Source organism: Aquimarina latercula DSM 2041 (genome assembly GCF_000430645.1).
Classification (GTDB): domain Bacteria; phylum Bacteroidota; class Bacteroidia; order Flavobacteriales; family Flavobacteriaceae; genus Aquimarina; species Aquimarina latercula.
Map to the genome: position 1 here is coordinate 657,360 of NZ_AUMK01000003.1, position 20,714 is coordinate 678,073.

The window sequence follows — 20,714 nt, forward strand, 5'->3', positions numbered from 1 at the left end:
TGGATAGTGGGCTTTTTCGTAGGTTAAGTTCAATCGATTATTACTTCCCTCCTGCTAATAATACAAATGAATTAGCTGATACAGGAGATACATGATAGCTTTTTACTTTTTTTAAGGTCTTTATATATTTTTCTGCTTCTACAAATGCCAATTCCATAGCACTAGAGGAGGCCTTCTCACTAATCTCAATAGTCTTAGAAATAATATCTCCATTAGAATATTCTATTGTCATTTTCCACTTCTTAATTGAATGAAAATTTCTTGATACTAGACTATTCACGTTAGTGCCTTCCTTATTCTCTTTTTTGTTTTTCTCCTTCTCATTTGTTGGGTTTGAATTTAAAGGAGCTGCATATCCAAATGTTACGCAAAATAATGCAATTACTAATGAGAGTTTCATTTTTTCGAGGTTTTGATTTGTATGATTCGAATATACAATTATTTTTTGATTATACAAATATTTTTTTAATAAAAATTTATTTGTATATTTAATCCATATAACCATATTAATCAATGATTAACAAGAAATTAAAAAGGTTACTTAAAAAAAGTAAAGGAGCTAAAACTGTTTATGGTATATCCAAAATATTAGGTATTAGTCCACAAGCGGGAGACTATATTGTAAAGCGAAAAGATCTAGCAAAAGACTTTGAACGGTTACAAAAGATTGCTGATTATATGGGGGTAGATATTATTGAAATTGTTGACTATAAAAAGAATAAATAGCCTTAAAACTCTAGCTATTGATATAACTCTTTTTACAGCGAATAGAAACTAAGTATTCTAAATGCTTTACTTTTGAAGCACAACAATTCATCTTACATGGAAATTTACCTTTACCTAGCTACCTACATTGTTTTAATTATCGGTTTATCGACTTATATATCTCGATCTTCGAATACAGAAGATTTCTTAATTGGTGGTAGAAATCGTAGTGGGTTAACAATTCTATTTTCAAAATTTGCAGGTGCAATTGGTGTAAGTACCTTAATTACATACACTGGCTATGCCTATAAATTTGGTTGGGGTCTTTTTGCAATGTCTATCGGATCTGTAATTGGTTATCTTCTATTTGCTTTTTGGGCAGCACCAAGAATTAAAAAACTATCCTTAGAAGGAGTCTTTTATACACAAGGGGATTTACCCGTTTTTGTAACAAAAAATAAAACAACCGGAATAGTTACAAATAGCATAACCATTATCGTTCAGTTTTTTTGGATACTACTTTCCTTAGCCGGAGGAGCAAAAGTAATCGCATACTTTGATTTATTCTCTTATGATATTGCACTGTTAATTACAGCTTCAGTTGTACTGATTTACGTTACATTATCAGGATATAAAGCGGTAATAATAACAGATATTATTCAAGGAATTATTATAATAGTCTTTTTATGTCTTTTAATTTCAGGAATACTAGACATAAGAGATTTCAGCAGTGTTCTAAATACATCAACTAGCGAGACCGTTCAATTGGGTAGTATCATTGGTCTTATATTATATGGTGGATTATCCGTATTTGGATTAGCAGACAGATATCAATTATGTTATGCCGCAAAAGATGTCAAATCTTTGAAAAAAGGTTTAGGTTTGGCAATCTTACCCGTACTGTTCGTTGCATTTTTGCTGCTAATCATTGGATTATATGCGTATAACCAAAATCCAGATCTAGATCCAGATACTGTATTCGTATATTCAATGCAACATTTAATTAATCAATCTTGGATTCCAATATTATTGGTACTTTTCTTTGCGGGGTTAATGAGTACAGCAGACACGTCAATATTTGCTGTTTCATCTCATTTGGTATATAAATCTAAAAAAAATGAAAAAGTTAAATTCCTACGATATGCAACTATAATAACGGTACTAATAGCATACATCATCGCTCATTTTTGGAAAAACATCGTAGATATAACCATTGTGGGTGCAGCCTTAAGAATGACCTTATCAATAGCAATGATCTATGTTATTAATAAAAAAAGAAATCCTGGTCGTTTTATTGCAAGTGCACTAGGAGGTATAATTGGTTTAACAATAGGTCTAATGGCCTTTGGACCTAAACCAACAATAGCAATTACCGTACTTTTAGGTTCCTTGCTTGGATTAATATATAGATCAAAATAGTCCTGTTAAAGTATCCTTAAACGTAAAAACCGAGAATTTTATCTTTTTATATTTGACGAAATACTCAAAACTATTATCAAATCTTTATTATGAGAAAATTACTTTCTGTAATAGTTTTCAGCGCTCTATTTATCAATATTGCTGAAGCACAACAACCTAAAAAACCAAACTCTGTAGAAATTCATGAGGCCATAAAAAAATTAAACTTTTTAGGTTCCGTTTTATATGTTGCTGCACATCCAGATGATGAGAATACCAGATTAATCTCTTACATGGCTAATCAAGTAAAAGCAAGAACCGCTTATTTGTCGCTTACACGTGGTGATGGTGGTCAAAATTTAATTGGTCCAGAAATAAGAGAATTATTAGGTGTTATAAGAACACAAGAATTATTAGCGGCTCGTAATACGGATGGTGGAGAGCAAATCTTTACTCGTGCTAATGACTTTGGATATTCTAAACATCCCGATGAAACTTTAGCAATTTGGGATAAAAAAGAAGTTCTAAATGATGTCGTTTGGGCAATTAGAAAATTTCAACCCGATGTTATCATAAATAGGTTTAACCATAGAACTCCTGGTAGTACTCACGGTCATCATACATCTTCTGCCATGCTAAGCGTTGAGGCTTTTGATTTAGTAGCTGATAAAAACGTTTATCCAGATCAATTAAAATATGTAGATACTTGGCAACCAAAAAGACTTTTCTTTAATACTTCTTGGTGGTTTTATGGAAGTAGAGAAAAATTTGAAAAAGCTGATAAATCAAATCTTCTAGAGTTTGATACTGGAATTTATTATCCTGACTTAGGACTTTCTAATACAGAAATAGCTTCTCTGAGCCGTAGTCAACATAAATCGCAAGGTTTTGGAAGTACTGGAACTAGAGGCACGCAAACCGAATACGTAGAACTGATCAAAGGAGAATTACCAAAAGATAAAACAAATATTTTTGATGGAATAGATACTTCTTGGAATCGAGTTAAAGGAGGAAAAGCGGTTGGTGATATTTTATATCAGGTAGAAAAAGACTTCGACTTTAAAAACCCTGCTGCCTCGGTTAATGAATTAATCAAAGCGTACCAATTAATTCAAGGATTAGAGAATGATCATTGGAAAGTAATTAAAACCAAAGAAATAAAAGAAATTATAGCAGCTGTAACCGGTCTTTATATAGAAGCAGTTGCAACAGAAGCCTACACCACTCCAAATAGTGATGTAACTATAAAGATTGAAGCTATTAACAGAAGTAATGCTACTATACAATTAAAATCAATTGATATTTCTTCTATTGGAATTATAGAAAACATTGGAACTAGTCTAGAAACCAATAAAAGAAGTAATTATGAATTAAAAGGTAAGATAATCTCGAATACTAAAAATACGACTCCATATTGGTTAAATAGTAAAGGTACTTTAGGAATGTATAGTGTAAATGATCAAAAACTTATTGGGACTCCAGAAACTGAGCATCAAACTAAAGCTATTTTTAATATAGAAATTGGAGGAATTATTGTTCCATATCTTAAAGACATCGTTTACAAAACTAATGATCCTGTAAAAGGAGAAGTTTATAAGCCTTTTGAAATAATCCCAACAGTTTCTGCTAGCATAAAAGATAAAGTGATTATTTATGCCAATAATCCTTCAAAACAAATTCCTGTAACACTAAAAAGTTCTGAACCAAATATTAAAGGAACGATATCCCTAAAACGTCCTGAAGGATGGAAAGTATCACCGGAAAAAATAGATTTTAAACTAGCTCAAAAAGGCGAAGAAAAAACAGTGATTTTTACGCTAACCGCTCCACAAAATCAAAGTGAAGGGTATATTTCTCCACAAGTAAATATAAATGGAAAGACATATTCTGATGAAATTGTAAACATCAATTATGATCATATCCCTTATCAAACGGTAGTATTACCTTCTGAAACTAAAGTGGTACGATTGGATATAAAGAAGAAAGGACAAAATATCGGTTATATCGAAGGTGCTGGTGATGTTGTTCCAGAAAGTTTAGAACAAATTGGGTATAAAGTAACTACCATTTCTCCGGAATCAATTGCTCTAGAAACTTTACAAGCATTTGATGCTATTGTTATAGGAATAAGAGCGTACAATACTGTTGAAGAACTAAAATTTAGACAAAAACATTTGCTTGAATATGTAAAAAACGGTGGGAATTTAGTAATTCAATACAACACTAATAGAAGGTTAAAAGTTGAAGATAATCTTGGCCCTTATCCTTTAAAACTATCTAGGGATCGAGTTACAGATGAAAACGCTACCATAAAACTTTTAGCAAAAGACCATGCTGTACTAAATACTCCAAATAAAATTACCAATAAAGATTTTGAAGGTTGGGTACAGGAAAGAGGTCTATACTTTCCTAATAAATGGTCCGATGAATACGTTCCTATTATCGCTGCAAATGACAAAGGAGAATCTGAAAAAAAAGGAGCTTTGTTAATTGCTAAATATGGAAAAGGATATTACGTATATACGGGTCTTAGCTTCTTTAGAGAGTTTCCCGCGGGAGTATCTGGAGCTTATAGATTATTTGCAAATATGTTATCTTTAGGAAAATAATATGTAATATGAGAGATTCAAATACCAAGATAGTTTGGAAAAAACTATACTCAATTGTATTAATTGCTAACGTATTCTATTTGCTTTTCTTTTATTGGATAACTACTGCTTTTTCCTAAAAACAGTAAATAGACCCTTAAAAGTTTACCATATACTATTATTTTCTAATACTTACCACATACAACTAACATATGCAACTTATAGATTGGATCGTATTAATAGGAACTCTATTGTTTATAGTACTCTATGGAGTTTGGAAAACTCGAGGAAGCAAAAGTGTACAAGACTATATCCGTGGAGGAAATGAAGCAAAATGGTGGACTATAGGGCTTTCTGTAATGGCAACACAAGCATCTGCTATCACCTTTCTTTCTACTCCTGGTCAAGCGTTTCATAGTGGAATGGGCTTTGTTCAGTTTTATTTTGGTTTGCCTATTGCAATGATCATTATATGTATTGTGTTTATTCCATTATACCATAAGTTAAAAGTGTATACGGCCTATGAATACTTAGAAAGCAGGTTTGATTTAAAAACTAGAACTATTACGGCTTTTTTCTTTTTAATTCAACGAGGATTAGGAGCTGGAATTACAATCTTTGCACCAGCAATTATACTTTCTGCCGTATTAGGTTGGGACTTGACAACATTAAACATAATTATTGGAATATTAGTAATTGCATATACTGTATCTGGAGGTACAAAAGCTGTAAGTGTTACCCAAAAACAGCAAATGGCGATTATTTTTACAGGAATGTTTATTGCTTTTTTCCTTATAATAAGTTACTTACCCGACAATGTAACCTTTTCTAAAGCTCTAGAAATTGCTGGAGCTAGTGGGAAAATGGAAGTATTAGATTTCTCTTTTGACCTAAGTAATAGATACACCGTTTGGACTGGTATTATTGGAGGTACATTTTTGATGCTCTCATATTTTGGTACAGATCAAAGCCAAGTACAACGTTATCTCTCCGGAAAATCTATAAAAGAAAGCCAGTTAGGGTTATTATTTAATGGGTTACTCAAGATTCCGATGCAGTTTTTCATATTACTAGTTGGAGTCATGGTATTTGTATTTTATCAATTTAATTCCGCTCCTCTTAATTTTAATCCTACTGCTTCTGTAGCTGTAGAAAATTCAGAATATGCGCAGGAATACAAAGAATTGGAAAATAAACTATCGGAAATTCAAAATTATAAAGAGACTTCTGTTAAAAACTATATAGAAGCTACTAATGCTAAAGAAAAGCAGGAGGCTAAAGAATTGATTATAGCTTTAGACAATTCTGACAAAAAAACCAGACAAGCTGCTAAAGAACTAATCAAAGAAGCAAATTCTGATGTAGAAACAAATGATAAGGATTATGTTTTCATACATTTTATTTTAAATAATCTCCCAAAAGGATTAATTGGATTATTATTAGCAGTTATATTATCAGCTGCAATGTCCTCAACAGCTTCAGAACTAAATGCATTAGCATCTACTACTGCTATTGACTTATACAAGCGAAATATTGGAGAAGAAAAAAGTGAAAAACATTATGTTAACGCTTCTAAATTTTTCACATTAGTATGGGGAATATTAGCTATTCTAGTGGCATGTTTTGCTAACTTATTTGACAATCTTATACAGTTAGTAAACATTATAGGCTCTGTTTTCTATGGAAATGTTCTCGGTATCTTTTTATTGGCATTTTTTATAAAATTTGTAAAAAGTAATGCTGTTTTCGTTGCAGCAATTGTAACACAAGTGATTATCATTTATGTATGGTGGCAAGATTGGCTTCCTTTTTTATGGCTTAATGCACTAGGATGCGGAATCGTAATGTTTTTAGCAATTTTGTTAGAGATGTTCATTCCAACTAGCGAAATTGAGCTAGAATCTGAATAGTATTAAAGAATACATATATACTCGACTTTATAAAAAATGGTGCTTACTATTAAATTAAGAGTATTACGTTGTGTAAATTATCACCTATATTATACTAAAAATCCACGAATAAAATTCGTGGATTTTTTAATATTACTACTTTACTTATGATAAGCCAATTATTAAGACATAATCATAATATCTATAAATTACATTTTGACATCCTTGTCGTTTTTCTCATAGTTAAATAGATAATCTATATCCATCTCCTTAACATCTCCTAGTTTATTCAATGCATTCATATCTACATCTTTTTTGTTACCTATCACTAGAACATTGTAATTTTCGCCTTTAATATTTTTATTAAAAAACTTCTTAAGATCTGCTAACTCCATATTCTTTATGGTATTATACATTTCTTCTCTATTATCATTATCAATTCCTCTTTTCTTAAGGTTTTCATAAGTCCAAAAGATATTAGATTTCGTTATACGTTGCGCAGCAATTTTCTTTAATGTAGCTTCTTTAGCTTGATTAAACTGTTCTTCTGCTTCTGGCATATCCGTCATTAACTCCATCATTGCATCTACTGCTTGCGGCATTTTATTAGCCTGTGTACCAACATAAGCCATCACATAATCTGATTGACCAACCTCTCTAGCTTGGCTATAGCTAGAAAATGCAGAATAAGCCAATGATTTAGATTCACGAATTTCTTGAAATACAATAGATGATAATCCACTACCAAAATAAGTATTAAATAATCTAGAAGCCGCCATCTTTTTAGGATCAAACTCTGCTCCTTTTGCTAATAAAAGCATTTCACTCTGCACCATATCATAATCCACAAAATACACATTTCCTCCGGTTTCCTTTTCTAAATATTGAGTCTTTTCTGGATAATCCAATAATTCGGATTTTACAATATGATTTTTATCCAAAGATGCTATAGCTCCATTAACATCATTACCATAATAAAAAATACGTTGTTTAAAATTACGTAATTCTTTTACCTTATCTACAAGTTCTTGTGGATTCATTGCTTGTAATTCTGAAGCTGTATAAATATTACGTAAACGTGAGTTTTCACCATATTTTCCATAGCTCATAAGTCCATTCCAGAAAATGTTACCCTTTTGAGTTTTATTATCCTTACGCCCTTTTAAAACTTTATCTACATATTTATTATATGTTTCTTGATTAGGCACTGCATTATTCCATAAATCTTCTAATAATGTTAAACCTGCATCAAGGTTTTCTTTTAACCCAGAAATCCCAACATACGTTTTATCATCAGCAGTAAAAACATTGTAGCTCACTCCAACTTTATAGAATTCTTGTTTAAGTTGCTCTGGTGTATACTTGTTCGTACCCAAATAATCTAGGTAACCAGCTGCTAAAGACATTTTTGGATCGTGATCTTTCCCCATATCAAAAATGATATTCAGACTAAATATATCATTATTTGGGTTTTCTATATGTGATACAGTTAACCCACTATTTGTCTTATTCTCTTTAATAGCAGTTTTGTAATCGATAAACTGTGGAGATAAACTAGGCGCTTCTAACTTATTAAACTCTTGTAAAAAATTAGATTCCTTGTCCCTATTAAGTTCAATAGGCGTAATTCCAGGATTCTCTACTTTTACAATACTTTTGTCTTCACCTTTAATCTTATGAACTTCTACATAGTTATTACCATAAAGAGTATTTGCAAACGCTACTACTTGCTCTTTTGTAATTTCCTTCATATTATCCAACATCTCTAGGCGACTTTTCCAGTCCTGGAAACCAATAAATGCATCCAAATAAGAATATGCAGTAGAAGATGCATTTTCATATTGTCTAATTTGTGATAAACGTAAGTCATTCACAACAGCGTCTAACAACCATTCTTCAAATTCACCTTTTTTAACCTTATCAATTTGAGCCAATAATAGATCTCTAACTTCATCTAATGTTTGATCTTCTTTTGGAGTTCCATATAATAAATGGAATCCATAATCATTATCAAAATTTGTAAATGACGATGCATTTTGAACTAATTGCTTTTGATTTAGATTTAAATCGATCAATCCTGCTTGAGAGTTTGCAAGCATATAATCTATAAGAGTAACTATTACTTCTTGCTCAGTTCCTTTACCTTCTGTTCTAAAAGCTACATAAATAGACTCTGCCGTAGGTCCATATACTTCTTTCTTAACAGGAGCTGCAAGTGGCTCTAGTTTTTCGAATGTAGGATGCGAAACTTCTTTCTTTTTATATGATCCAAAAGATTCATTTACCTTTTTTATTGTAGTATCAAAGTCAATATCTCCAACTAATATTACTGCCATATTATTTGGCACATAATATTTATCAAAATATGCATGAATTGCCTCCATCGAAGGGTTTTTAAGATGCTCTGATACCCCTATTGTAGATTGTGTACCATATGGATGTGTTGGATACAAACCTTCTAATACAGCAAAATACTGCTTGCGCCCATCACTATCTTGCCCTCTATTGAATTCTTCATATACAGCTTCTAATTCCGTATGAAATAAACGTAAAACTAACTTACTAAAACGCTCACTTTCTACAGTTAGCCATTTATCTAATTCGTTAGTTGGTATTTTATTCACATACACTGTCTGTTCGTTAGATGTAAAAGCATTTGTTCCTTCTGCTCCTAATGAACTTACCATCTTATCGTATTCATTAGCTATAGAAACTTTAGATGCTTCTTGAGAAACTTCATCTATCTTCTTATAAATTTCTTTTTTCTTTACGGTATCGGTTTCTTTCTTATGCGCTTCGTATAAATCCGAAATTTCCTTTAGAAAAACATTCTCTTTTTCGAAGTCTTGTGTTCCTATTTTATCAGTCCCTTTAAAGACCATGTGCTCTAGATAATGAGCCAAACCTGTATTATCCGCAGGATCATAAGTTGACCCAGCTCGAACTGCAATTAACGTCTGGATTTTTGGTTCTTCTTGATTTTTACCTAAATAGACTTTTAAACCGTTATCTAAGGTATACAGGCGCAATCCTGTTGGATCATTTGAAACTGTCTCATAAGAAAACCCTGCAGGATCTGTATGTGTTTCTACTTTAAGTTCTTTTTCGGAAGTTTTTTCTTGATTTGATGAATTCTTACAATTACTAAGTAATACTACTAAACATAATAGTAAGAGAGATTTTAATGATTTCATTTAAATAGTTTAAGTTACTGTTTCTTTAACATTCTATTAAACGCAAAATGTTAATACATGTTACGGTTTTTAAGAATACTTTAACACATATACCAAAAGAAAAGTCCAAAAGGAAAAACCTCTTGGACTTTATATATTATTAAAAAAGAATTAAATACTCTTTTCTGTATTTATTAGCCTAATACTTCAGCTACTTTTTTACCAATTTCTGCCGGAGAATCTACTACGTGAATTCCACATTCTCTCATAATCGCTTTTTTAGCAGCTGCAGTATCTTCACTTCCACCAACAATCGCACCAGCATGTCCCATTGTACGACCAGCAGGAGCTGTTTCTCCAGCGATAAAACCAACCACTGGTTTAGAAGTACCACTCGCTTTAATCCATTTAGCTGCATCAGCTTCTAACTGACCTCCAATTTCTCCTATCATTACTACACAACTAGTCTCAGGATCATTAATCAATAATTCTACAGCCTCTTTTGTAGTAGTTCCAATAATAGGATCTCCTCCAATACCAATCGCTGTAGTAATTCCAAGTCCTTGCTTAACAACTTGATCAGCCGCTTCATAAGTTAACGTTCCAGATTTAGAAACAATACCTACATTTCCTTTTTTGAAAACGAAACCTGGCATAATACCAACTTTAGCTTCTCCTGGAGTAATAACACCAGGACAGTTAGGTCCAATCAAACGACATGCCTTATCTTTTATATAATTAGACGCAGTAATCATATCCGCAACAGGAATACCTTCAGTTATAGTGATGATAACTTTAATTCCTGCATCCGCAGCTTCCATAATAGCATCCGCAGCAAATGCTGGTGGAACAAAAATAATAGTGGTATCAGCTCCCACTTGCTTAACTGCTTCCTCTACAGTATTAAAAACTGGTTTATCAAGATGTGTTTGACCACCTTTACCAGGAGTAACTCCTCCGACAACGTTAGTACCATACTCGATCATCTGACCTGCATGAAAAGTACCTTCACTACCCGTAAAACCTTGAACTATTATTTTAGAATCCTTATTTACTAGAACACTCATTGCGTTATGATTTTTTTATTTTTTTTTGCAGTTTCAAAAGTACGGTTTTGAACATTATAGTTAAAATGAAAAATCAAAAAAAAACATTTTTTTAATTTTTTGATTTTACAGAGCTTTTAATAAATTTTTATAAAAAACCGAACCTATTTTCTTAGATATAAATAATCTATTTAGAAAAAAATGATTTTAAATTCTCTTGAGTATTATCTCCTTGTTGACTAATTTGATATCCTCTGTATAATTTATCGTTCTTTAATTCCCAGATGGCAATAAAATGTGCTATTGCTTCTTCCTTATCGGGTCTTTCTATAGTGGTAGCAACATATGTATATCTAATAGTTACCATACCGTCCTCTTCTAAAAGATGACTAATTTCACATTTAAAAGTTTCAAATGAACTGGACATTTCCTTAAACATCATCTTAATATCCTCGAAACCTTTCTTATTATAACCGAAACTACTATTCCAATTTAACTCAACTTCCGGATGTAAATATTCAGAAAAGGCGTCTATATTATGAATCAAATCCGTTTGATAAAAGGATTTCACTACCTCTTTTGCTGTTTTACTCATTGTTCTTCAATTTTTCTATTATTTCAGGTATTTGCCTGATGGCTGCGATTTCTTTATATTTTTTTCTAAAATCATCTGCAGGCGTTCCAAAATAACTTTTATTTCCTTCTAACGATTTGCTAATACCCGACTGAGCAGAAACAACAGCTTTAGTACCAATAGTAATCCCACTGGTAACACCAACTTGTCCCCACAAAGTAACTTCATCTTCGATTATTACACATCCTGCGATACCAACTTGGGATGCTATTAAACACTTTTTTCCAATAACAGTATCATGACCTATATGAACTTGATTATCAATCTTGGTACCTTCTTGGATCGTAGTATCTCCTGTAACACCTCTATCAATAGTACATAGAGAACCTAAATCAACATTATCTCCTACTACAACTCTACCTCCAGAAATCAATTTATCAAAACCTTCTGGTCTTTTTTTATAATAGAATGCATCAGCCCCTAATACTGTTCCGGAATGTATTGTAACATTATTACCTATAACGGTATTATCATATAAACTTACATTGGCATGAATCAAACAGTTATCTCCAATAACTACATTATTACCAACAAAAGCTCCAGGTTGGATTACCGTATTATTGCCAATTTTTGCAGTATCTGCAACTATAGAAGTAGCTTTTTCGAAGGGTTTAAAGTATGTAGTTAACTTATTAAAATCTCTAAAGGGATCATCCGAAATCAATAAAGCTTTTCCTTCAGGACAAGATACTTTTTTATTTATCAATACGACAGTTGCATCACTTTCCAGCGCTTTGTCGTAATACTTGGGATGATCTACAAAAACAATATCTCCAGGTGTTACAACATGTATTTCATTCATGCCAAGAACCGGAAAATCGGGACTACCAACAAATTCCGAAGATATTATGGTAGCTATTTGTTTTAATGTGTGTTTTTGAGGAAATTTCATTCTATCATTACAAATTCAGAATTAATAATTGACTTCCGAATTATTCTTTAATACGTTCTTTGTACGTTCCTTTGTCTGTTTCAACTTTGATTTTATCACCCTCATTAATAAAAAGAGGAACCATAACCTCTGCTCCTGTTTCTACGGTAGCAGGTTTAGTAGCGTTAGTAGCTGTATTTCCTTTTACTCCAGGCTCAGTAGATGTAACTTCTAAAATCACACTTGCAGGCATTTCTACAGAAAGAGGCATTTGATCTTCAGAGTTTATAATTACAGTAACTACTTCCCCTTCTTTTAATAATCCTGGGGCATCTAATGTGGATTTCTCCAGAGTTATTTGATTGTAATCTTCTGTATTCATAAAGTGATGTGTATCACCCTCTGCATATAAAAACTGGAACTTATGAGTCTCAACTCTGACATCTTCTATTTTATGACCAGCAGAGAATGTATTATCAATAACTTTTCCAGTAGTAACACTTTTCAATTTAGTTCTTACAAAAGCAGGGCCTTTTCCCGGTTTTACGTGTAAAAATTCAATAATCTTGTATATATCGTGATTATATTTTATACATAATCCATTTCTAATATCACTCGTACTTGCCATTGTTATTTCTTGTTACTTAATTCTTATTTTATTTATTAATTAGAGAAATATCCCTTCATAATTCCTCTTTGAGAGTTCTTTATAAACTCTAATACTTCATCTCGCTCAGGAGTAGCTTCCATCTCAGCTTCAATAATTGCTACTGCTTGCGAGTTATTATAATTACTTTGATATAATATTCTATAAATAGATTGTATCTCTCTTATTTTTTCTGTTGAAAAACCTCTTCTCCGTAATCCTATTGAATTTATTCCCACATAAGATAATGGTTCACGTGCAGCTTTCGCATATGGAGGAACATCTTTGCGCACTAATGAACCACCAGTTACAAAAGCATGATTACCAATACTACAAAACTGTTGAACTGCTGCCATACCGGCAAGTACTACAAAATCACCTACATTAATATGCCCTGCCAAAGTGCTATTATTAGAAAATATACAATTGTCGCCCACGATACAATCGTGCGCTATATGACAATACGCCATGATCCAACAATTATTACCAATCTTGGTTTTCATTCTATCTGTTGTACCTCGATTAATAGTAACACATTCTCGAATAGTAGTATTATCTCCTATTTCGGTAGTAGTATCTTCATCATTAAATTTTTTATCCTGCGGAACTGCAGATATTACAGCTCCTGGAAAAATACTACAATTTTTACCAATACGAGCACCTTCCATTATAGTTACGTTCGAACCGATCCAGGTCCCTTCTCCTATCACTACATTATTATGAATCGTAGTAAAAGGTTCAATAACTACATTTTTTGCAATTTTTGCTCCTGGGTGAACATATGCTAAAGGCTGATTCATTTATTTCGTTTTAATGTTTTAATATATAATAACAGATATACTAAATAATTATTTTGATTTAACTATTTGTGCCATAAGTTCTGCTTCAGTCACTAACTTTCCGTTAGCATACGCAAAACCTTGCATATGGCAAATCCCCCTTCTTATCGGAGTTAATAATTCTAATTTAAATATCAATGTATCTCCTGGAAGAACTTGTTGTTTAAATTTTACTTTATCAATTTTCATAAAATAAGTCAAGTAATTCTCTGGATCAGGCACAGTACTAAGTGCTAGTATCCCTCCTGTTTGCGCCATAGCTTCTACTTGCATAACTCCAGGCATAACTGGTGCTCCAGGAAAATGTCCAACAAAAAATGGTTCATTCATAGTCACATTTTTCATCCCAACAACATGTTTGTCTGACATTTCTAAAATTCGATCAATCAATAAAAATGGAGGTCTATGAGGAAGCATAGACATAATTTTATTGATATCCATTAAAGGTTCTTGATTTAAATCAAATTTAGGAACTTTATTACGTTTCTCAATTTTTATAATCTTAGAGAGTTTCTTAGCAAATTGTGTGTTTACATAATGCCCTGGTTTATTTGCTATGATTTTACCTCTTATGCGTGTTCCAATAAGGGCAAGATCTCCTATTACATCCAATAATTTATGTCTTGCGGCTTCATTAGGATAGTGCAACGTTAAATTATCTAATATCCCGTTTGGTTTTATAGCAATAGATTCTTTGCCAAAAGCAACTTTTAGCTTTTCCATGGTTCCTGAACTAAGTTCCTTATCCACATAAACAATTGCATTATTTAAATCTCCACCTTTTATCAAGCCATGTTCTAGTAACATTTCTAATTCGTGCAAAAAGCTAAATGTTCTAGCATCTGCAATTTCTTCCTTAAAATCAGAAAGGTGTTTTAAAGATGCATTTTGAGTTCCTAAAACCTTAGTCCCAAAATCCACCATTGTAGTTACCTGATACTCATCAGATGGCATTACTATAATTTCACTTCCAGATTCTTCATCTGTATATGATATTACATCTTTAACTATATATTCATCTCTTTCTACTTCTTGCTCCACAATACCAGCCTGTTCTAGAGCTTGTATAAAAAACTTACTAGATCCATCCATTATGGGTGGTTCAGAAGCATTAAGCTCTATCAATAGATTATCTATTTCTAGACCAACACAAGCTGCCAACACATGCTCAGAAGTTTGAATACTTACTCCATTTTTCTCAAGGTTTGTTCCCCTTTGAGTATTTACAACATAATTAGCATCTGCCTCTATAATTGGATTGCCTTCTAAGTCAACACGGCAAAAAGCGTATCCATGATTTTCTGGTGCAGGTTTAAAAGTAAGTGTAACTTCTTTTCCTGTATGAAGCCCTACTCCTTTGAGTTCTATTTCTTTCTGAATAGTTCTTTGTTTATTCGCAACGGAATTACTCATTGTCATCTATCTTTTTCTCAAGTTTGTATACTCTATCTACAATTTTGGGTAAATTTTTAAAATGTACGTAAGATTTGTTATAATCTGAGTACCCTAATGCTGGAGAACCTTGAATAGCTTCTCCATCTTTAATATTTCTTCCTATTCCCGATTGTGCCTGAATTCTAACATTATTACCTATAACTAAATGTCCGGCAATACCAACCTGGCCTCCTATCAAACAATGTTTTCCTATTTTGGTAGATCCCGCAATACCAGTTTGCGCAGCAATTGCAGTGTGCTCTCCGATCTCTACATTATGCGCTATCTGAATTTGATTGTCGAGTTTTACTCCTTTTCTAATAATTGTTGATCCAAGGGTAGCTCTATCAATTGTTGTTCCTGCTCCAACATCTACGCTGGATTCAATAATAACATTTCCTGTTTGTGGGACTTTACTATACTCCCCTTTTTCATTAGGTGTAAACCCAAATCCATCTGCACCAACAATAGCGCCACTATGGATAACACAATCATCTCCTATTATTGATTCAGAATATATTTTAGCTCCGGCAAAAACAATAACATTATTTCCTATAGTAACATTATCTCCTATATATACATTAGGATAAATCTTAGCACTTTCTCCAATACTAACATTATCACCCAAATATGAAAATGCACCTAAATACATATTATCTCCATATTTAGCAGTTTCTGAAATAAAACTAGGCTGTTCAATACCTGTCTTATTCATCTTTACCATATTGTAATAATCCAATAACTGTGAGAATGCTTTATAAGCATCATCTACCCTAATCAAAGTGGTCTTAATATCAGACTCAGCTTCAAAAGTTTTATCTACTATCGTAATAGATGCATTAGTAGAATAAATGTATGGAGTATATTTGGGGTTAGACAAGAATGTGAGCGAACCTTTAGTTCCTTCTTCTATCTTTGCTAGTTTTGATACTTCTACGGTTTCATCTCCTTCGATTTCACCATTTAGAATACCTGCAATTTGTGTGGCTGTAAAAATCATTAGCAACAAAAGTATAAAAAATGTGTTAATCTATGTACTTTGGATAACATATAAAATATTTAGTTACTGGTTTTGATAACGCCTTCAAATTAAATTGATCCGTAGCACTCACTATATCAACTATTTTACTTGATTTGTATAAAATATTTATATTCTGTTTATTTTGATGATAAGCCTGATTAGAAATCATTCCTGTAAATATAAAATAACGTGCTTCCTCTTCAGAAATGTTAGATTTTAATCTAAAATCATTTATACGTTTATCTATTTTATCCGCATTAAATGTTTTCTTTTTAATTTTTATACGCAATAAATCTCTATCGATAATCATATTACATAAATTTCGTAATACAAAATCTTCAGAAGTTGCCCATTCCTTCATAGCCGATACTATATCATAATCATCTAGCTTCGAAAAAGTTTCTAAAACCTCTTTTGTGAAATTATCTGCGGTTATTTTATTTTCTAGAAAAAACAACAAAGGTTTACTAGCATTTAGCTTTTCTCCTTGATCAACTAATTCCTTAGCTCTTTTTAAAACTCTAATCAACAGACTTTCGGCGACTATACTAGTCTTGTGTAAGTATACTTGCCAATACATAAGCCTTCTTGCTAATAAAAACTTCTCTACTGAATATATCCCTTTTTCTTCAACTACCAATTCATCCTCTACAACATTTAACATTGTAATAAGACGCTCACTATTAATATTACCCTCTGCAACTCCAGTGTAAAAACTATCTCGCTTTAGATAATCTAAACGATCCATATCTAATTGTCCAGAAATCAACTGATGAAGGAATTGACGATTATACTCTCCTTTAAAAATCTGTATAGCGAGCGTTAAACTCCCGTTAAATTCTTTATTGATTTCCTCCATAAACATCAAGGAAATTGCTTCGTGATTTACTTCATTAACTATACTATGTTCCATCGCATGCGAGAAAGGACCATGTCCTATATCGTGTAATAATATAGCTATATATAATGCGTCTTCTTCATCCGCAGAAATACTAACTCCTTTAAAACGAAGGACTCGCACTGCATTTTGCATTAAATGCATACACCCCAAAGCATGATGAAATCTAGTATGATGCGCTCCTGGATATACTAAATATGATAAGCCCATCTGAGATATCCTACGTAATCTTTGAAAATATCGATGTTCAATAAGATCAAAAATTAGTTCATTAGGTATGGTAATAAAACCGTAAATTGGATCGTTTAATATTTTGAGTTTATTTCTTTTTTTCAAGTTTATAGTACTTTTATCAACAAATATATATGTATGGATTCAGAATTACGAATTAACTCATATGAATTATACTATATCCTTATATATTGATAAAGTAAAATTGTAATTATTTAAAATAGAAACAGTCACTAAATAAAATGAAACTAAAGAGTAAAGACTATATAAACTGTACTCCTTTAGTCGTTTTGTGACATAACCATCTGGTAATAACGAATAAAAAAATAACATAATAATGAGCAACATAAAGATACTTTGGGTAGATGATGAAATTGATTTATTGAAACCACATATATTATTTCTCGAAAAGAAAAATTATCAAGTTACCAAATGCCAAAGTGGTACTGAAGCGATTGAAACACTTGAAGATGAAAATTTTGACATCGTTTTTCTTGACGAAAATATGCCCGGACTATCAGGAATTGACACATTAGCGGAGATCAAAGAAAAGAATGACAGCCTTCCTGTGGTAATGATTACTAAAAGTGAAGAAGAATATATTATGGAAGAAGCAATTGGAAGCAAGATTGCTGACTATCTAATTAAACCCGTAAATCCGAATCAAATTTTACTGAGTCTAAAAAAGAATTTAGATCATTCTAGATTAGTTTCTGAAAAAACGACTTCAAATTATCAGCAGGAATTTAGAAAAATAGCTATGGATATGGCTATGGTAAATTCCTATTCTGAATGGGTTGATCTATACCAAAAACTAGTGTATTGGGAAATTCAATTAGAAGATATTGAAGATACAGGGATGTTCGAAATTCTAGAATCTCAAAAAGTAGAAGCGAATTCTCAATTCTGTAAATTTATTGACAAAAATTATCCGGACTGGTTTAATGGAGATGGAGACGCTCCAATTATGTCTCATACACTTTTTAAAGAGAAAGTAGTTCCAGAGTTAAGTAAAGAGCAACCAACACTTTTTGTAGTAATTGATAATCTTAGGTATGATCAATGGAAAGCGTTTGAACCTATTGTAAATAACTATTACAAAAAAGAAGAAGAAATATCGTATTGTAGTATTTTACCAACTGCAACACAATATGCGCGTAATGCTATTTTCTCCGGTCTTATGCCTGCCGACATGAAGAAAAGACATCCGGATCTTTGGTTAGACGATGTGGATGAAGGTGGTAAAAACATGAACGAGAATGAGTTTCTTACTGCGCAATTACAAAGGCTAGGTCTTGACATTAAGCACGAATATTATAAAATCACAAATGAAAGATCTGGAAAAACCTTAGCAGCTAATTTCAAAGGACTTAAAGACAATGATCTAACAGTTGTTGTTTATAATTTTGTAGATATGTTGTCGCATAGTAAAACTGAAATGGAAGTGATTAAAGAGTTGGCTTCTAACGACAAATCTTACAGATCATTAACCCAAAGCTGGTTTAAAAACTCTCCTTTGTTAGAGATGATACAACAAGCACAGCAAATGGGATTTAAATTATTAATTACTACAGATCATGGGACCATTAATGTAAAAAACCCTTCTAAAGTTATTGGTGATAAGAATACCAGTTTAAACCTAAGATATAAAACTGGAAAGAGTCTTACTTATGAAGATAAAGAAGTATTAGCAGCTACAAATCCGAAATCTATTCATCTACCATCCATTAATATGAGTAGTTCATTTATCTTTGCAAAAGGAGATTATTTCTTTGCATATCCAAACAATTACAATCATTATGTTGGATATTACAGAAATACGTATCAACACGGAGGAGTTTCTCTTGAAGAAATGATTATTCCGTTTGCGGTTTTAAATCCCCGATAAACAAAACATTTATTATAAAAGCGTATGTACAAAAATATAATAGTACATACGCTTTATTAACTTTGACAAGTCATTCTAAAAACAAACTGTAGTGAAGATAACGTATACCCTAGACGAACTTTCGCAAACTGCACAACACATTATTACCTACTCTAAACACAAAACAATCCTATTTGACGCGGAAATGGGAGTTGGCAAAACAACTTTAATAAAAGAGATCTGCAAACAATTAGGTGTACGTGACAATATCTCTAGTCCCACCTACTCTTTAGTAAACGAATACAAAGGTGGTGAAGAAAACACCATTTATCATTTTGATTTTTACAGAATACAAGAAGAAGAAGAAGCTTATGATATCGGTTTTGAAGAATACCTAGACACTAATGCTTGGATATTTATTGAATGGCCAGAAAAAATATCAAATTTATTACCAGAAAATAGTGTTAAAATTAAAATCAAACTATTAGACGATGGTAAAAGAGTACTTTCATTAGGGTAAAAAGATGTTAAAAAAGTCATTTTAATAAACTTTAACAGAGTTACGCTTTTTCTTACAGCTAGAATAACCTATTTTTATTGTTGTTTTTTACTAGTACTTAATCGATAAAAATATGTTTTTTAACAGGAATCACGTAAGAACAATACTTTTTTGCAGTAACAAAATAGCCTTCTTACAGCTTGCAAAACTACAATTTTTTTAAATTGAGCTACCGATAGATTTTCATCTAAGTTTGGGACCATAACTAATTTAAACCCTATAAAGATGAAAATCACAACAACCATTATTTTTAGTTTTTTATTTTCCCTAACAACCTACATATTCTCCGATGTAGATAATAACAACCAGACAAAACTCAATACCTCAACCACACAAAATGACAACACCCAACAAGGAAAAACTATCTCAAAATCAATCTTATCCCCCAAGAAAAAAATCAAAGTACCTGGCTCTAAGTAATATTGTAGTTATTTTAATAGCTATAATTCCTTTTTTATTTTACGTAAATGATATTTTCCCAGATGGTGCCATCTGGGAAAATTCTTTTTTCACCTATCAAAGTAAATATTATGAAAGTGTTAATGTATTTATATGGGTTGTACTCGGAAAACTTATCCCCTTACTCCTATTCATAATATGGTTTTTCACCTGTAAGCATTGGTGGTACCCTGTTATTCTGATTCCAATTTCTCTTTACTCTTTTCAGCTTGTATTTATCATTCTAGAAGATTCAGAACAAATTGATAGTGATCATTTTTATTATCTAATACCAGTTGTAATAATTATATTATGTACGGTATATTCTATGAGAACAAAAATCTTTGATAAAATACATGGTATTGATCTGTCAGAATTAAACTCTTTAAACAAATCGAATAAAAAATCTTGGTGGAATCGATTTCGCGAGTTGTGAAACATTAATAATTTATGTGTATTTAAATATAAAAGGGGTTT

The 20,714-nt window shown here is 31.9% G+C and carries 17 protein-coding genes; 7 read left to right on the forward strand and 10 right to left on the reverse strand.

The annotated features are described in order from the left end of the window. Positions 1-40: 40 nt before the first annotated feature. Entirely contained in the window at positions 41-400 is a 360-nt protein-coding gene (locus tag H526_RS0103120; RefSeq protein ID WP_155839605.1) for a hypothetical protein, read from the reverse strand. A 113-nt stretch (positions 401-513) separates the two neighbouring features. On the opposite strand from H526_RS0103120, the gene H526_RS0103125 reads away from it, so the two are divergent. From H526_RS0103125 to H526_RS0103140, 4 genes are all read left to right on the forward strand, one after another. Then, positions 514-726: a hypothetical protein gene (locus H526_RS0103125; protein WP_027391645.1), complete on the forward strand. Its 213-nt coding sequence runs from the start codon at positions 514-516 to the stop codon at positions 724-726. A gap of 96 nt (positions 727-822) precedes the next feature. Beyond that, on the forward strand, positions 823-2,124 hold the full coding sequence (locus H526_RS0103130; RefSeq protein ID WP_027391646.1) for a sodium:solute symporter family protein: 1,302 nt from the start codon (positions 823-825) through the stop codon (positions 2,122-2,124). An 89-nt stretch (positions 2,125-2,213) separates the two neighbouring features. Beyond that, the gene (locus H526_RS0103135) at positions 2,214-4,712 is read left to right on the forward strand and encodes a PIG-L family deacetylase (protein WP_027391647.1); all 2,499 of its coding nucleotides are present in this window, start codon (positions 2,214-2,216) and stop codon (positions 4,710-4,712) included. Positions 4,713-4,903: 191 nt separating this feature from the next. After that, positions 4,904-6,601: a sodium:solute symporter family protein gene (locus tag H526_RS0103140; RefSeq protein WP_027391648.1), complete on the forward strand. Its 1,698-nt coding sequence runs from the start codon at positions 4,904-4,906 to the stop codon at positions 6,599-6,601. A 188-nt stretch (positions 6,602-6,789) separates the two neighbouring features. Here H526_RS0103140 and H526_RS0103145 read toward each other — a convergent pair whose 3' ends face one another. The 9 genes from H526_RS0103145 to H526_RS0103185 all read right to left on the reverse strand — a co-directional run bounded on the left by H526_RS0103145 (position 6,790) and on the right by H526_RS0103185 (position 17,478). Beyond that, entirely contained in the window at positions 6,790-9,774 is a 2,985-nt protein-coding gene (locus H526_RS0103145) for a M16 family metallopeptidase (protein ID WP_027391649.1), read from the reverse strand. Between the two features lie 173 nt (positions 9,775-9,947). After that, entirely contained in the window at positions 9,948-10,820 is an 873-nt protein-coding gene (gene sucD / locus H526_RS0103150; RefSeq protein WP_027391650.1) for a succinate--CoA ligase subunit alpha, read from the reverse strand. Positions 10,821-10,986: 166 nt separating this feature from the next. Next, positions 10,987-11,394 (reverse strand): nuclear transport factor 2 family protein, encoded by a 408-nt coding sequence (locus H526_RS0103155; protein ID WP_027391651.1) that lies wholly within the window; start codon positions 11,392-11,394, stop codon positions 10,987-10,989. Next, positions 11,387-12,325 (reverse strand): UDP-3-O-(3-hydroxymyristoyl)glucosamine N-acyltransferase, encoded by a 939-nt coding sequence (locus H526_RS0103160; RefSeq protein WP_027391652.1) that lies wholly within the window; start codon positions 12,323-12,325, stop codon positions 11,387-11,389. Before H526_RS0103160 ends, H526_RS0103155 begins: the two co-directional genes overlap by 8 nt. A gap of 40 nt (positions 12,326-12,365) precedes the next feature. Continuing rightward, the gene (gene efp, locus H526_RS0103165; protein WP_027391653.1) at positions 12,366-12,932 is read right to left on the reverse strand and encodes an elongation factor P; all 567 of its coding nucleotides are present in this window, start codon (positions 12,930-12,932) and stop codon (positions 12,366-12,368) included. Between the two features lie 35 nt (positions 12,933-12,967). Beyond that, positions 12,968-13,750 (reverse strand): acyl-ACP--UDP-N-acetylglucosamine O-acyltransferase, encoded by a 783-nt coding sequence (lpxA, locus tag H526_RS0103170; RefSeq protein ID WP_027391654.1) that lies wholly within the window; start codon positions 13,748-13,750, stop codon positions 12,968-12,970. Between the two features lie 48 nt (positions 13,751-13,798). Then, positions 13,799-15,202 (reverse strand): bifunctional UDP-3-O-[3-hydroxymyristoyl] N-acetylglucosamine deacetylase/3-hydroxyacyl-ACP dehydratase, encoded by a 1,404-nt coding sequence (locus tag H526_RS0103175; protein ID WP_027391655.1) that lies wholly within the window; start codon positions 15,200-15,202, stop codon positions 13,799-13,801. Then, positions 15,195-16,223 carry a UDP-3-O-(3-hydroxymyristoyl)glucosamine N-acyltransferase gene (lpxD, locus tag H526_RS0103180; RefSeq protein WP_027391656.1) on the reverse strand — a complete coding sequence of 343 codons (1,029 nt, stop codon included), beginning with the start codon at positions 16,221-16,223 and terminating at the stop codon, positions 15,195-15,197. The genes H526_RS0103175 and lpxD overlap by 8 nt, the downstream gene beginning before the upstream one ends. A 25-nt stretch (positions 16,224-16,248) precedes the next feature. Next, positions 16,249-17,478, reverse strand: a complete 1,230-nt coding sequence (locus tag H526_RS0103185) for an HD domain-containing protein (protein WP_027391657.1) — start codon at positions 17,476-17,478, stop codon at positions 16,249-16,251. A 232-nt stretch (positions 17,479-17,710) separates the two neighbouring features. On the opposite strand from H526_RS0103185, the gene porX reads away from it, so the two are divergent. The 3 genes from porX (at position 17,711) to H526_RS28160 (ending at position 20,673) form a co-directional block, all read left to right on the forward strand. After that, complete coding sequence (porX, locus tag H526_RS0103190) at positions 17,711-19,261, forward strand: T9SS response regulator signal transducer PorX (RefSeq protein WP_027391658.1); 1,551 nt, start codon at positions 17,711-17,713, stop codon at positions 19,259-19,261. 91 nt (positions 19,262-19,352) lie between these two features. Continuing rightward, on the forward strand, positions 19,353-19,760 hold the full coding sequence (gene tsaE, locus H526_RS0103195) for a tRNA (adenosine(37)-N6)-threonylcarbamoyltransferase complex ATPase subunit type 1 TsaE (RefSeq protein ID WP_027391659.1): 408 nt from the start codon (positions 19,353-19,355) through the stop codon (positions 19,758-19,760). A 376-nt stretch (positions 19,761-20,136) separates the two neighbouring features. After that, positions 20,137-20,673 carry a hypothetical protein gene (locus H526_RS28160; protein WP_051335946.1) on the forward strand — a complete coding sequence of 179 codons (537 nt, stop codon included), beginning with the start codon at positions 20,137-20,139 and terminating at the stop codon, positions 20,671-20,673. Positions 20,674-20,714 lie beyond the last annotated feature (41 nt).